The organism is Alloalcanivorax marinus, from assembly GCF_016906305.1.
GTDB lineage: Bacteria > Pseudomonadota > Gammaproteobacteria > Pseudomonadales > Alcanivoracaceae > Alloalcanivorax > Alloalcanivorax marinus.
This window is the reverse complement of sequence record NZ_JADDOL010000041.1, coordinates 1-14481: the sequence shown is the minus strand read 5'-3', so window position 1 is coordinate 14481 and position 14481 is coordinate 1. Positions and strand designations below refer to the sequence as shown.

Annotated in this window: 7 protein-coding genes; 5 read left to right on the top strand and 2 right to left on the bottom strand. The window is 70.2% G+C overall.

Annotated features, from left to right (window positions below; genetic code table 11):
• Positions 1-97: 97 nt before the first annotated feature.
• A complete protein-coding gene (locus IM760_RS18385) occupies positions 98-1168 on the bottom strand; it encodes a DUF3080 family protein (RefSeq protein ID WP_204431681.1) in 1071 nt (356 codons plus the stop codon).
• Between the two features lie 83 nt (positions 1169-1251).
• Between IM760_RS18385 and IM760_RS18380 the strand changes: the two genes are divergently transcribed.
• From IM760_RS18380 to IM760_RS18365, 4 genes are all read left to right on the top strand, one after another.
• Positions 1252-6849: an alpha-2-macroglobulin family protein gene (locus tag IM760_RS18380; protein WP_204431680.1), complete on the top strand. Its 5598-nt coding sequence runs from the start codon at positions 1252-1254 to the stop codon at positions 6847-6849.
• Positions 6839-9184, top strand: coding sequence for a penicillin-binding protein 1C (gene pbpC / locus IM760_RS18375; protein ID WP_204431679.1), 2346 nt, complete (start codon positions 6839-6841; stop codon positions 9182-9184). Before IM760_RS18380 ends, pbpC begins: the two co-directional genes overlap by 11 nt.
• Positions 9185-9302: 118 nt before the next feature.
• Entirely contained in the window at positions 9303-9824 is a 522-nt protein-coding gene (locus IM760_RS18370) for a lipocalin family protein (protein WP_204431678.1), read from the top strand.
• 71 nt (positions 9825-9895) lie between these two features.
• Positions 9896-10537: an SDR family oxidoreductase gene (locus IM760_RS18365; protein WP_204431677.1), complete on the top strand. Its 642-nt coding sequence runs from the start codon at positions 9896-9898 to the stop codon at positions 10535-10537.
• A gap of 23 nt (positions 10538-10560) precedes the next feature.
• Here the strand turns inward: IM760_RS18365 and IM760_RS18360 are convergent, their stop codons facing one another.
• Positions 10561-12174 (bottom strand): BCCT family transporter, encoded by a 1614-nt coding sequence (locus IM760_RS18360; RefSeq protein ID WP_204431676.1) that lies wholly within the window; start codon positions 12172-12174, stop codon positions 10561-10563.
• Between the two features lie 172 nt (positions 12175-12346).
• Between IM760_RS18360 and IM760_RS18355 the strand changes: the two genes are divergently transcribed.
• Positions 12347-14269 carry an extracellular catalytic domain type 1 short-chain-length polyhydroxyalkanoate depolymerase gene (locus tag IM760_RS18355; RefSeq protein ID WP_204431675.1) on the top strand — a complete coding sequence of 641 codons (1923 nt, stop codon included), beginning with the start codon at positions 12347-12349 and terminating at the stop codon, positions 14267-14269.
• Positions 14270-14481 lie beyond the last annotated feature (212 nt).

Here is a 14481-nt window from a genome sequence, read left to right as displayed (position 1 = left end):
AGTTAAGGGTTCGAAGGAGCAAGGGGGCTCCATCTACCACTTAATCCGGATACCCCAAAAACATTCGCTGTACAGCCGTTCACAAGCGCTTCGTTGGTCAATATGTGTCCGTCCCGGTTTTCGCGGCGCCGGGCATCAGGCCGCAGGCGCCCATCAGGTCTTGCCAGCGCTCCGTGTGCCGGCGCAGCGCCCGGGCCAGCCCGGCGGCCTGGCCGGCGGGCCCCAGGTAATGGGCCCGCCAGGCGGCCAGGGCCGGATCGTCGCCGGTGACCCGGACCAGCCCCGCCAGGGTGTCCTCCAGGCGCCGGCGCTGGCGGTCCAGCGCCGCCAGGTGGGCCTGAATCTCGGTGCGGTAGTAGCCGTCCAGCAGGGTGCGCAGACGGCGGGCCCGGGGGCTGGCCCGGCCGCGCGGACACAGCCGTTCGCCGTCCAGGCCGTCGAGCAGGGCATTGGCCCGGCCCAGGGCCACCCGGGCGCGGGCCAGATCCCGCAGCAGCCGGCCGCCGGCCCGGCTCGCCGCCAGGGCCGCCAGATGGGTTTCCAGCGCCGGCAGCGTCGCCGGCGGCGGGCGGGCGGCGAGGGCCCGGCCGGCGCCGATCAGGCCGTCCAGGGCGTGCAGGCCGGTGTCGATCTCATCGGCGGCGCCCGGCGACTGGTTGAAAAAGCCGCGCAGCTCATCGCTGGCCCAGGTGGCGTTCCAGAACACGTCCTTCAGGCTGTCTTCCTTGATCGCCAGGGTCCGCTCGAGCAGCGCCACGGTCTCCGCATCCCGCAGGGCGCCCTCGGCCAGGCAGCGGCGGCCCCGGTGGATAAAGGTGAGCTCGTAGGCCAGCCGCAGGGAGGCCGCCCGCACCCGGCCCAGGCCGCTGTTGCGGTCGCTGATCAGCGCCATCAGGTTGCAGTGGCGCAGATCCAGATAGTCGAGCAGACCGGCGCGCAGATCCGGCGGCGAACGGCGCAGGGCCGCGTTACCGGGGTAGGGATGCAGGTCCAGGGGTGCCGCCGGTGGCACCGTCTGACGGCTGAGCCGGGCCAGCCGGTCCAGGTAGCCGTCCCAGCGGGCCCGTTCCGCGTCAACCGGCCACACCAGCAGGGCCAGCAGCGTCAGCGCGGCCACCGGCAGGGCCAGGACGGCGGTCTTGCGGAGGGTCATTTTTTTCAAACGCATCGCCGAATCGGGAACCGCAACTGTGGTAGTTTTGCCGGTCAGGCTTCAAGTCCCTCCAAACAACCACAAAGGCGGTCAAAGGAATGCGATGTTTTCATGCTGGCGTGCTGCTGATCACGGCCCTGGTACTGGCGGCCTGTGACCCGGAACCGCAACCGGAGCGGGACGCCGCCGCGCCTGCCGGGCCGACCCCGGAGCGGAACGCCGCGCCGGCGGCGCGGCCCGACGACCGCTGGCGCGAGCACCTGACCGCCTGGCCCCACGGAGAAATCGGCGCGCGGGCGCCCCTGATCGTGCGTTTCTCCCACCCGGTGGTGGATGAGAGCGCCCTGGACCAGCCCGCCAAGGGCGTGGCCCGCCTGGCACCGGAGCGGCCTTTCCGGGCGGTGTTCACCGCCCGCGACCGGCTGGAGATCCGCCCCGAGGCGCCGTTGCCCGCCGGCGAGACCCTGCGCCTGACGCTGTACCCGCAGGCCCTGTCCGGGGTGGACGACGGCCTGCCGCCGCTGGAAACCGACGTGACCGTGATGCGGCAACGGCTCAGTCTGCGGGTGGACGCCCTGGCGCCGGACCCGGACGGGCAGGGGGACATGCGCCTGACCGGCCAACTGCGCACCGCCGACCAGGCGGACCCGGCGGCGGTGCAGCCGGTGCTCCAGGCGCTGCAGGGCGAACGCGCCCTGACCATCGAATGGCGCCACGACGCCGCCAGCCTCAATCACGACTTTACCGTCACCGGCATTCAACGCGACGGCGGCGAGCCGGTGCGCCTGCGCTGGGACGGCGAGCCCCTGGGCGTGGACGAGCAGGGCCGGCACGACTACCCGGTGCCGGCGCCCGGTGCCTTCCAGATCACCGACGCGCGCACCCTCGGTTACCCGGAGCCGCAGGTGGTGGTGCAGTTCTCCGAGCCGCTGATGGGCGGCCAGGACCTGGCCGGTCTGGTGCGGGTCAACGGCGAGGACGCGCGGGTACGCATCGACGGCAGCCGGCTGCTGATCTACCCCCCGGACCCGGACAAGCTGGAAGACGGCCGGCTCACCCTGCGCTTGGAGCCGGGCCTGCGCAGCGCCGCCCGGGCGCGGCTCGGCGAGGCCTTCGAGCGCACCCTGACCCTGAGCATGGCGAAACCCGGCGTGCGCTTCGTCGGCGACGGCGTGATCCTGCCCGCCGGCGAGACGTTGAGCGTACCGTTCGAGGTGGCCGCCGCCGGCGCCGTGCGGGTGCAGGCCTTCGAGGTGTTCGAGGACAACATCGCCGGCTACCTGCAGGGCTACGACCTGGACACCGCCTACACGGACACCCGCGGCGGCCGCTATCTGTGGCAGAAAACCCTGACCCTGCCGCCGGGGGGTGGCGATGGCTGGCGCCGCTACCGGCTGGACCTGAGCGAGCTGATGGCCAAACACCCGGACGGGCTGGTGATTCTGACCCTGAAGCTGGACGGGGAAACCATCGACTACCGCTGCGAGGGCGAGGGTCCGACCCGGGTCACCGAGCTGCCCGACAACTATGAGGGCCCGGACCAGGGCGACGAGGGGGAACGGCTGAGCCGCTATTACGGCGACGCCGGTTATCTGAGCTGGAGCGAACGGGACAACCCCTGCTCCGACGCCTACTACCGCTACAACGACCGGGCCGAATCCAGCCGCGCCTTCCTGGCCTCCAACCTGGGATTGATCGCCAAGCAGGGCGACAGCGACCGGCTCACCGTGTTCGCCACCCATCTGGACAGCAACCGGCCGGCCACCCAGGTGCGCGTCAGCGTGCGCAACTACCAGCACCAGGAACTGGCCAGTGGCACCACCAACAACGCCGGCGAAGTGACCCTGGCCCTGGACGGCACGCCCTTCTACCTGGTGGCCCGGGACGGTGACGACCGGGGCTACCTGAAGCTGGCCCGCAACCGGGCGCTGCCCACCAACCAGTTCAACACCGGTGGCGAGAAGGTGCGCGACGGCCTCAAGGGCTTTTTCTACGGCGAGCGCGATGTATGGCGCCCCGGCGACGATATCCACCTGACCTTTATCCTGGCCGACCCCCGCGACCGCCTGCCCGACGACCATCCGGTGACCCTGGACTGGTTCGACCCGCGCGGCGACAAGGTGGCCAGCTACAGCAACGCGGACCCGGTGGGCCAGTTCTACACCTTCACCCTGAGCACCGACGAGGACGCGCCCACCGGCAACTGGCGGGCGGTGGCCCGGGTCGGTGAGCGTCTGTTCGACACCGCCCTGCGCGTGGAAGCGGTGAAGCCCAACCGCCTGAAGATCGAACTGGACGCCCCGGACCCCCTGAAAACCGGTCAGGCGGAGCCGGTCACCCTGCACAGCCAGTGGCTGAACGGCGCCCGCGCCGGGGGCCTCAAGGCCGACGTGAAGGCGCGCCTGATCAACGCCGCCACCCCGTTCCCCGGCTTTGACGGGTTCACCTTCTCGGACCCGACCCGGACCCTGGGCGCGGAACCGTTCACCGCCTTCGAGGGGAATCTGGACGGGCAGGGCGACGCCCGTTTCCCGCTGCAGGTACCGGACATCACGCCGCCGGGCCAGGCCGCGGCGGTGCTCACCACCCGGGTATTCGAACAAAGCGGCGACTACAGCACTCAGGTGAAGCGCCTGCCGGTGTCGCCCTACGCCCACTGGGTGGGCCTGCGGGTGCCCAAGGGCAGCGGCTGGGGCGATTCCCTGGGCCGCGACCAGGATCATGAAATCGGCCTGCTGACCCTGGACCGGGACGGCCAACCGGAGGCCGGCCGCGCCCTGACCCTGAGCGTCTACCGCATCGACTGGCGCTGGTGGTGGGACCGGGGCGGCGAGGACCTGACCCATTTCATCAGCGACCCCCACACCGAGAAGCTCGCTCAGAGCACCCTGACCAGCGACGCCGAGGGGCGCGCCCGGTGGACCCTGGCCGGCGCCGACTACGAATGGGGCCGCTACCTGCTGCGGGTGTGCCAGGACGAGGGCCGGCACTGCGCCGCGCAAACCGTCTACCTGGGCTGGGGCGGCGAGCGCGACGGCCAGGGCGACGCCGCCACCCGCCTGTCGCTGTCCAGCGACAAGAGCCAGTACCGGGTGGGCGAGACCGCCCGGGTGCAGGTGCCCGGCGGCGGCCCGGGCCGGCTGCTGGTGAGCCTGGAAACCGGCGACCGGATACTGGACCACTACTGGGTGGACGACACCGGCGACGCCGGCGACACCCTGACCCTGGACATTCCGATCACCGCCGCCATGGCCCCCAACGTCTATGTACATGTGGCCCTGCTGCAGCCCCACCGGGGCCGCGACAACGACCGCCCGATCCGCCTCTATGGCATCGCGCCCCTGCAGGTGGAGGACCCGGCCACGCGGCTGACGCCCACCCTGGAGGCCCCGGCGGAGGTGAAACCCGGCGCCACCCTGCCGGTGACCGTGGCGGAAGCCGACGGACGCGCCATGACCTACACCCTGGCGGTGGTGGACGAGGGCCTGCTGGGCATCACCGACTTCGTCACGCCGCGCCCCCACGACGCCTTCTACCAGCGCGAAGCCCTGGGCGTGCTCACCTGGGACCTGTTCGACCAGGTGGTGGGCGCCTACGGCGGCGAGCTGGACCAGCTGCTGGCCCTGGGCGGCTCCGACGCCCTGCGCGACGGCAACGAGCAGCAGCGCCGGCGCTTCCCGCCGGTGGTGCGCTTCGCCGGTCCGTTCCAGCTCAAGGCCGGGGAATCCCGCCGCCACGACATCGAGCTGCCCGCCTACATGGGGCAGGTGCGGGTGATGGTGGTGGCCGGCAACCAGCGGGCCTACGGCCAGGCCGACCGGGACGTGACCGTCACCCAGCCGCTGACCCTGCTGTCGGCGCTGCCCCGGGTGCTGGGCCCCGGCGAGACCCTGGACCTGCCGGTGACCGTGTTCGCCGCCGAGGACGGTCTCGGCAAGGTGACGGTGAACGCGGAGGCGCAAGCGCCGCTCACCGTCACCCGTGGCACCGCCACCCTGGACTTCGCCGAAAGCGGCGACCAGGTGGCGGCGCTGGCGCTCAAGGCCGGCGACACCGCCGGTATCGCCGAGGTCACGGTGCGCGCCGAGGCCGGCGACCAGCAGGCGCGGGAAACCGTGCATCTGCCGATCCGCAGTGCCAATCCGCCCACCGTGCGTGATACCGGCAAGCTGCTGGAGCCCGGCGCCACCTGGTCGCTGACCCATACTCCCCACGGCCTGCCGGGCACCAACGAGAGCCGGCTGACGGTAAGCAGCCTGCCGGCCATGGGCCTGGAGCGGCGCCTGGAATACCTGATCGACTACCCCCACGGCTGCATCGAGCAGACCGTGTCGTCGGCGCTGCCGCAGCTTTACCTGGACCGGCTCACCACCCTGAGCCCGGACCAGCGCCAGCAGGTGCAGACCAACGTGGAGGCCGCCATTCAGCGGCTGCGCCGCTTCCAGCTCGGCGACGGCGCCTTCGCCTACTGGCCCGGCGACGCCGCCGCCAACGATTGGGGCACCTCCTACGCCGGCCACTTCCTGCTGGAAGCCCGCCGCCAGGGCTACGCGGTGCCGGCGGACCTGCTGGCCCACTGGCAGCGCTACCAGAGCCGGGTGGGGCAGAACCCGGGCCGCTACCCCTGGCAGTGGTCGTCCCAGGCCTACCGGCTGTACACCCTGGCCCTGGCCGGCGAACCGGAGGTGGGCGCCATGAACCGCCTGCGCGAAGCCTTCCAGGCCCGCGCCGCCGAGGGCGGCGACCGCGCCCCGGGCTATCGCGCCGGCCGCTGGCTGCTGGCCGCCGCCTATCAGCAGATGGGCCTCACCGAGGTGGCCGGTGAACTGCTGGCCGCCGCCCGGGACAACGACACCGACTACGACCGGCCCGGCCCCACCTACGGCTCGCGGCTGCGCGACCGGGCCATCGAGCTGATGGTGCTGGATGCCCGTGGCGACGGCGAGGGCGCCTGGGAACAGGCGCGGGTGATCGCCAACCAGCTGGCCTCGCAGAACTGGTACTCCACCCAGACCACCGCCTGGGCACTGATGGCCATGGCCCGCTTCGCCGGGGCCCGGGGCGACGCCGGCTACGACTTCGCCTGGCGGCGGGGGGAAGGCGACTGGCAGGCGATCACCAGCCAGGCGCCGGTGTTCCGGCAGACCCTGGATCTGGCCACCGACGGCGAGGCGCTGGCGGTGCGCAACGACAGCGAGCGCCGCCTGTTCGTCTCGGTCAGCACCCGGGGCACGCCGCCGCCGGGCCGTGAGCAGGCGGTCAGCCAGGGTTTGGCGTTGAGCGCCGATTTCCGCACCCTGGATGGCCGCCCGCTGGACCCATCCACCCTGGCCCAGGGCACCGACTTCCGCGCCAGTGTCACGGTCCGCAACCTCAGCGGCCGGCCCCTGGAGAACCTGGCCCTGACCCAGGTGATGCCGTCCGGCTGGCAGATCACCGACAGCCGGCTGGCCGGCGACGAAGAGGCGGCGCCGGTGGATTACCGGGACCTGCGCGACGACCGGGTACTGAGCTACTTCTCCCTGGGTGCCGGCGAAAGCCGCACCTACCGGATCGGCCTGAACGCTACCTTCGCCGGCCGCTTCTATCGGCCCGGCTGGCAGGTGGAGGCCATGTACGAAGGCACCGTGCGCGCCCGCGACCAGGGCCAGTGGGTCACGGTGAAGGCGGACGCCGGGGAGGGCGATGGCCGCTGAGCGACGCCCCCGGCGCCGGCGGCCCGGCTGGATCGCCGCCGCCCTCGGGGCGGCGGTACTGGTGCTGGTGGCGCTGGCCGGGCTGCAGTTCGCGCCGCTGCCGGCGTCGCTGCACCAGCAGGCCTACGCCACCCTGATGCTGGACCGCCAGGGCCGCCCCCTGGCGGCGCGCATCGCCGCCGATCAGCAATGGCGGTTCGCGCCGGTGGACGCCGTGCCGGACAAATACCGGCGCGCCCTGATCACCTTCGAGGACCGCCGCTTTTACGCCCACCCCGGGGTCGACCCGCTGGCCATCGGCCGCGCCGCCGTGGCCAACGCCCGGGCCGGCCGGGTGGTCAGCGGTGGTTCCACCCTGACCATGCAACTGGCCCGGCTGCTGCGCGACGACCCGCCCCGCACCCTGGCGGAGAAGGCCCGCGAGGCATTGCTGGCGCTGCGGCTGGAGTGGCACCTGAGCAAGGACCGGATCCTGGTGGAGTACGCCAGCCGGGCGCCGTTCGGGGGCAACACCGTGGGGCTGCGGGCCGCCGCCTGGCGCTATTTCCGCCGTCCGCCGGAAGCGCTCAGCTGGGCCGAGGCGGCGCTGCTGGCGGTGCTGCCCAACAGCCCGGCGCTGATCCACCCGGGCCGCGACCGGGCGCGGCTGCGCGCCAAGCGCGACCGGCTGCTGACGGTGCTGCACCGGCGCGGTGAGCTGGACGCCGACGACCTGACCCTGGCCAAACTGGAACCGCTGCCCCGGGTCCACGAGCTGCCGTCCCTGGCGCCACGCCTGCTGGACACGCTCAGCGCCGGCGGTGGCGGCCCCCTGCTGCGCACCACCCTGGACGCGGATCTGCAGCGCCGGGTGCGGGACCTGGCCGATCGCCACGGGCGGCGGCTGGGCCGCCAGGGCGTGCACAACCTGGCGGTGGTGGTGATCGACCATCGGGACCTGGAAACCCGCGCCTATCTGGGCAATGTGCAGCACGGCGACACCGACACCTACGGCGCCGCCGTGGACATCGCCGCCCGGCCGCGCTCCACCGGCAGCGTGCTCAAGCCGCTGCTCTACGGGCTGGCGCTGGACGCCGGCCTGATCCTGCCGGACACCCTGATCCCGGACCTGCCCACCAACTACGGCGGCTACAGCCCGGAAAACTTCGACCGGGAGTTCCGTGGCGCGGTGCCCGCCCACGAGGCCCTGGCGCGCTCCCTGAACGTGCCGGCGGTGCGTCTGCTGCGCCGCTACGGGGTGGGGCGCTTCCACGACCAGCTCCGCGAGCTGGGCATGACCACCCTGTTCCGGCCCGCCGACGACTACGGCCTGACCCTGGTACTGGGCGGCGCCGAGGGCACCCTGGAGGAACTCACCGCCATCTACGCCCGCCTGATCGCCACCGCCCGGGACGGGCGGGCGGCCCCGGTGACCCGGCTGGCCGGGGTGACGCCGGTGTCGGCGCCGTTCCCGATCAGCCCCGGGGCCGCCTGGCTGACCCTGGACGCCCTGCGCGACGTGGCCCGGCCCGGCACCGCCCGGCAATGGCGGCTGTACCGCTCCAGCCAGCCGATCGCCTGGAAAACCGGCACCAGCTACGGCCTGCGTGACGCCTGGGCCATCGGCAGCAACGGCCGCTACACGGTGGGCGTGTGGGCCGGCAACGGCAACGGCGAGCCGGCGCCCCACCTGGGCGGCGCCGACACCGCCGCGCCGTTGATGCTGGACGTGTTCAGCCTGCTCGGTCCGGCGCCGTTTCCGGAGCCGCCGCTCAACGATCTCAAACCCGTCCAGGTGTGCGCCGACGACGGCTACCTGGCAGGCGGCCGCTGCCCGGCGACCACCGCGCTGGCGCCCCTGCACAGTCATTTCCGCGCAGTGACGCCGCACCACCGGCGGGTGCATCTGGACGACAACGGCCAGCGGGTGCACGGCGGCTGCGAAGCGGTGGCGCGCATGGAAAGCCGCGACTGGTTCGTGCTGCCGCCGGCCCAGGCCTGGTTCTACCGTCAGCGCCACCCGGACTACCGGCCCCTGCCGGCCTGGCGCTCGGACTGCGTGGCCGGGGCCCGGGCCCTGGACCCGACGCCGCCCCTGGCGATTCTCTACCCCCATGCCGGCGCCGGCCTGTACCTGCCCCGGGAACTGGGCGGCCGCCGTGGCCGGGCGGTGTTCCGGGTGGTCCACGAACGGGACGACGCCCGTCTGTTCTGGCACCTGGACGACCGCTACCTGGGCGTCACCGAACACTTCCACCAATGGGCCATCCAAGCCGCCCCCGGCTGGCACACCCTGACCCTGGTGGACGACCAGGGCTTCCGCCTGCAGCGCCGCTTCAAGGTGCTCGGCGACTGACGGCGCGGTCCCTGGCAGCGGCAAGGGGCGGCGCTTTCACGTGTTATTGGCCGCTCAGCGGTCACGCTTTCCTCGACGCGCCGCGTCCCAGGACTGAACCCTTGCCAGGAGAGCTCCCATGCGCCTTGCCCTGATCGGAACCCTTGCGCTGTTGATGGCCGCCTGCCAGAGCCAGCCGGAACACCCGCCCATTCGCACCGTGGAAAATCTGGATCTGGATCGCTTCATGGGCGACTGGTACGTGATCGCCAATATTCCCACCCCGCCGGAGAAGGACGCCTACAACGCGGTGGAAAGCTATGAGCGGCTGGGGCCGAACAAGGTGGGCGTGACCTTCACCTTCAACGAAGGCGGCTTCGACGGCGAGCGCGAAAAAATGACCCCCACCGGCTTCGTCAGCGAGCGTGACAACGCGATCTGGAAGATGCAGTTCTTCTGGCCCCTGCGCGCCGATTACCGGGTGGTGTACGTGGACGACCAATACCAGACCACGATCATCGGCCGGCAGAAGCGGGATTATCTGTGGATCATGGCCCGCGACCCGGATCCGGATGAGGCCACCCTGCGCCGGCTCTATGACATCGCCGCCGACGCCGGCTACGACACCAGCAAGATCCAGCGCGTCCCGCAGAGATGGTGAGGCAGCTTGCAGCCCGCAGCTTGCGGCCATAGGGTGGAAATCTGTCCTTATCGACCCTTAGGAGAGCTTCCATGCGAATTCTGATCGCCGGAGCCAACGGCAAAATCGGCCGGCATCTGGTGCGGTTGCTGGGCGAGAGCGACCATGTCTGCCGGGCCATGGTGCGCGACCCGTCCCAGGAGTGGGAACTGCGCCGGCGGGGCGCCGACGAGGTGGTGGTGGCGGATTTGGAAGGCGATTGCCGGGCGGCGCTGATCACCTGCGACGCGGTGGTGTTCACCGCCGGCTCCGGGCCGCACACCGGGCCGGAAAAAACCGTGGACGTGGATCAGAACGGCGCCATCAACCTGATCGACCTGGCCCGCGAGATGGGCGTGCCCCGTTTTCTGATCGTCAGTTCCATGCGCGCCGACGACCCGGACAGCGGGCCGAAGAAAATGCGTCACTATTTCGTCGCCAAGCAGAACGCGGACAACCATCTGCGCGCCAGCGGCCTCAACTACACCATCGTGCGCCCGGGCAAGCTCACCGAGGAGGCCGGCACCGGCCGGGTGCGGATGGCGGAGCGCATCAATGAGTTCGGTGAGATTCCGCGGGAGGACGTGGCGGCGGTAATCCGGGCGGCGCTGGACCACCCGGGCACCAGCAAGCGGGAATTCGACCTGATCAGCGGCGACACGCCCATCGATGAAGCGGTGGCGGCGCTGGATTAGCCCACCACGATCACCGCCGACCCTTAACGGCGCTTGACCACCATGCGGCGGCGGATGCGTTGCTCGGTGGGCAGGTCGGTGAAGTCGTCGGCCTCGAACAGGTCGGCGCCCACCGGGGTTTCCTCGTTGCGGTGGTACAGTTCCAGCAGCATGGCGCGGCGGTCGTCGCGCAGTTCCCGGTACAGCACGCCCATCATCAGAAACAGCACGATGGCGAACGGCAGGGCGGTGACCAGACTGCCCGACTGCAGCCCCTTGAGGCCGCTGGCCACGATCAGCGTGATGCAGATCGCCGAGATCAGCACGCCCCAGGTGAGCCGTTTATAGAGCGGCGGGTTCAGGGACCCCTGGTCGGTCATCTGCGAGACGATGTAGGAAGCGGAGTCCGCCGAGGTCACCAGGAATACGAACAGGATCACCATGGTGATGCCGGACAGCACCTCGGTGAACGGCAATTCCTGGTACATCAGGAACAGGCCGGTGGCCACGTCGTCGCTCACCGCGCCGGCCAGATCGACACCGCCGTTGAGCTGCAGATCCAGGGCGGTGGTACCGAACACGGCGATCCAGGCGCAGGCCAGCAGCGGCGGCACCAGCAGCACGCCGAGCACGTATTCGGTGATGGTCCGGCCCCGGGAAATGCGCGCCACGAAGGTGCCCACGAACGGCGACCAGGCGATCACCCAGGCCCAATAGAACAGGGTGAACTTGTTCATCCAGTCCGACTTCTCGAACGGCGGAATGGTCAGCGCCATGTCGATGAAGTTGCCCAGGTAGGCGCCCAGACCATTGACGAAATTCTTCAGGATCAGCACCGTCGGCCCGCTGAACAGCATGTAGCCCATGAAGGCCAGACACAGCGCCATGTTGAAGTTGCTGAGCCAGCGAATGCCCTTGTCCAGGCCGCTGTAGGACGAGGCCGTATAGCACAGGAACATGGCGCCCAGAATCGCCGCCTTGGTCCAGAAATTGTCCGGCCAGTCGAACACCGTGTGCAGGCCGCCGTTCATCTGCATCACGCCCAGCCCCAGGGAGGTGGCCACGCCCATCACCGTGGCGACCACCGCCAGCACGTCCAGGGAATCGGAAATCAACTGGCGCTGTGGCAGTTCCTTGGTGACCGGCTCCACCATGGTCGACACCAGCCCGGGCCGGTCCTTGCGGAACTGGAAGAAGGCGATGATCAGCCCCACCAGGCTGAACGCCGCCCACTGGCTCAGGCCCCAATGGAAGAAGCTGTACTGCATGGCCACCTCGGCGGCCCGGGCGCTGCCGGGCTCGGCCAGCCGGTGGGGCGGCGTCATCAAATGCTGGATCGGCTCGGCCATGCCATAGAACACCAGCCCCACGCCAAACCCCGCCGACAGCAACATGCTCAACCAGGAAAACACCCCATAGTCCGGACTGCAGTCCTGGGGGCCCAGCCGGATCTTGCCGTAGCGGCTCATGGCCAGCACCAGCAGGAACACCACGAACACGAACGTACTGATCAGATAAAACCAGCCGAAGTAATGGCCCAGCTCATCAAGCAGGGTCTCCGCCACACTGCGGAAGCGTTGAGGAACGGCGGCGCCGATGATCACCAGCGTGCCCACGAAGGTGGCGGAGAGGGTAAAGACCCGATGTTTTCTTAGCATCGGCTCAGGCTACCAGCCCGCGCCCGTGGCGCCACCCCGATTGTGATTTTGTTCAAAGATTATACATTTCGACACCGTGCCGAGGGTGGACCGGGGATATTCAACGGCTGTAGAGTTTTTATTCATCGGCCGATGAATATCAAAAAAACAATGCATAAACAGGAGAATCATCATGATCAAAACGGCCCTCGGTGCCCTCGCGGGTACCCTGCTGCTGCTGGCGGGTCCGGTCCAGGCCGGTAGCTGGCAGGACAACCTCTCCCTGGGCGGCTTCAACAACGTCCACCTCTACACCCCCGACACCGACTCACCGGTGGGCGCCGGCAAGGCGCTGCTGATCGTCCTGCACGGCTGCACCCAGTCGATCAACGCCTACAAGACCGCCAATCTGGAAACGGCCGCCGAGGAATACGGCATGGTGGTGGCGGTGCCGGACGCCATGAACAAGGCCGGCTTCAGCTGCTGGTCCTACTGGCAGGGCACCAAGTCGCGCAGCGCCGGTGACTACAAGAATCTGATCGGCCTGGCCAACGCCCTGTCCGGCGACGCCGCCCGCGGCATCGACCCCAACCAGGTCTACATCGCCGGCCTGTCGTCCGGCGCCAGTTTCGCCAACACCACCGCCTGTCTGGCCCCGGACGTGTTCGCCGGCGTCGGCGCCAGCGCCGGCCCCAGCGTCGGCACCAGCTCCAGCGGCGCCATCGGCGTCTGCGAGCAGGCCAATGTGGAAAGCCGCTGCCGCAACCTGGGCGGCGCCTACCAGAGCGCCTTCGACACCCAGGTGGCGTCCATCGCCCACGGCGACGCGGACACCACCGTGGACACCTGCTACAACCGCCAGAACGCGGAAGGCATGGCCGGCCTCTATGGCGTCAGCGAACTGGCCGGCAGCACCCTGATCAGCCAGGACGGCGGCACCGCCGAGGAATTCCTGTGGCAGGACGGCCGCGTCTCCATGCTGTGGCTCAACGGCCTGGACCACTCCTGGTCCGGCGGCCAGGGCGCCAGCGGCAACTACATCGGCAGCGCCAGCATCAACTACGCCCGCTACCTGGGTGAATTCTTCAGCCAGAACAACGCCCGGGTGAACCGCAACCTGCCGCCCAGCATCGACGGCCTGACCCTGGCCGCCAACGGCGACGCCATCCAGATCAGCGGCCAGGCCGCCGACGAGGACGGCACCGTCACCGCCATCACCCTCGTTATCGAGGGCCTGGCCGGCGGTGGCGATACCCTCACCACCACCGTGGACGGCAGCGGCGCCTTCCAGGCCACCAGCGGCGGCCTGGCCGATGACCTCTACACCGTGGCGGTCACCGCCGAGGACAACGACGGCGGCCAAAGCGACCCGGCCATCGACACCGTGCGAGTGGGCCCGGCGCCGCCACCCAGCGCCCCGGTGCTCAGCGACATCGCGGTGAGCGTGGACGGCCAGTGCGCCACGGTCAGCGGTCAGGTGGTGGATCAGAACCAGGATCTGGCCTCGGTGACCGTCACCTTCGCCAGCGGCGCCGTCGCCGCCGACCTGGACGGCGTGCGCTACAACGCCCGCGCCTGTGACCTGCCCGGCGGTGCCAACAGCGCCAGCGTGGAGGCCCTGGACCAGGGCGGCCTCGCCGACACCGACCAGATCGCCTTCCAGATCGACGCCGGCCAGGTGGCCACCCTGGACCAGCACATCAGTGCCGGCCGCCTGGACTACACCAACTATGCCAACTGCTACCTGGAATACGGCACCGCCACCTTCAAGCTCACCGAACACGCCACCGGCGGCGACCAATGCCAATGGCGGGACGACGACGCCAGCTGCACCGGCCCGACCCGGGCCTGCACCGGCGCCGGCGGCAACGGTGGGGATAACGGCGATGACGGAGGCGACAACGGCGGCGGCGACCCGCAACCGGGCTGCCAGCAGGAAAGCGCCTACAACTACTACCACAAGACCGCCGGCCGCGCGTACAGCACCGGCAACTACCTGGCCCCGGACTACTTCGCCCAGGGCAGCGACCAGCCCATGGCCGGGTCCACCTGGGGCATGACCACCCTGTACAGCACCAACGGCGGCGCCCTCTGGCAGGTCGGTACCTGCCCCTGACGGTACGTTGTAGGAGCGACCGGGCGGCGTTCCGCTTGAGTCGCGATCGCCGGCGGTACCACCGGCATCGCGGCTAAAGCCGCTCCTACACCCTCCATCCTGGCGCCGGGATAAAACCCGTTACGCGGAGGATCACCGCCAAGCGGTTCCGGGTCAGGCCCTTCCGGGACCCTTGAGAACAGGACGTTCGAAAGGGAGCCCCCAGGGACGGG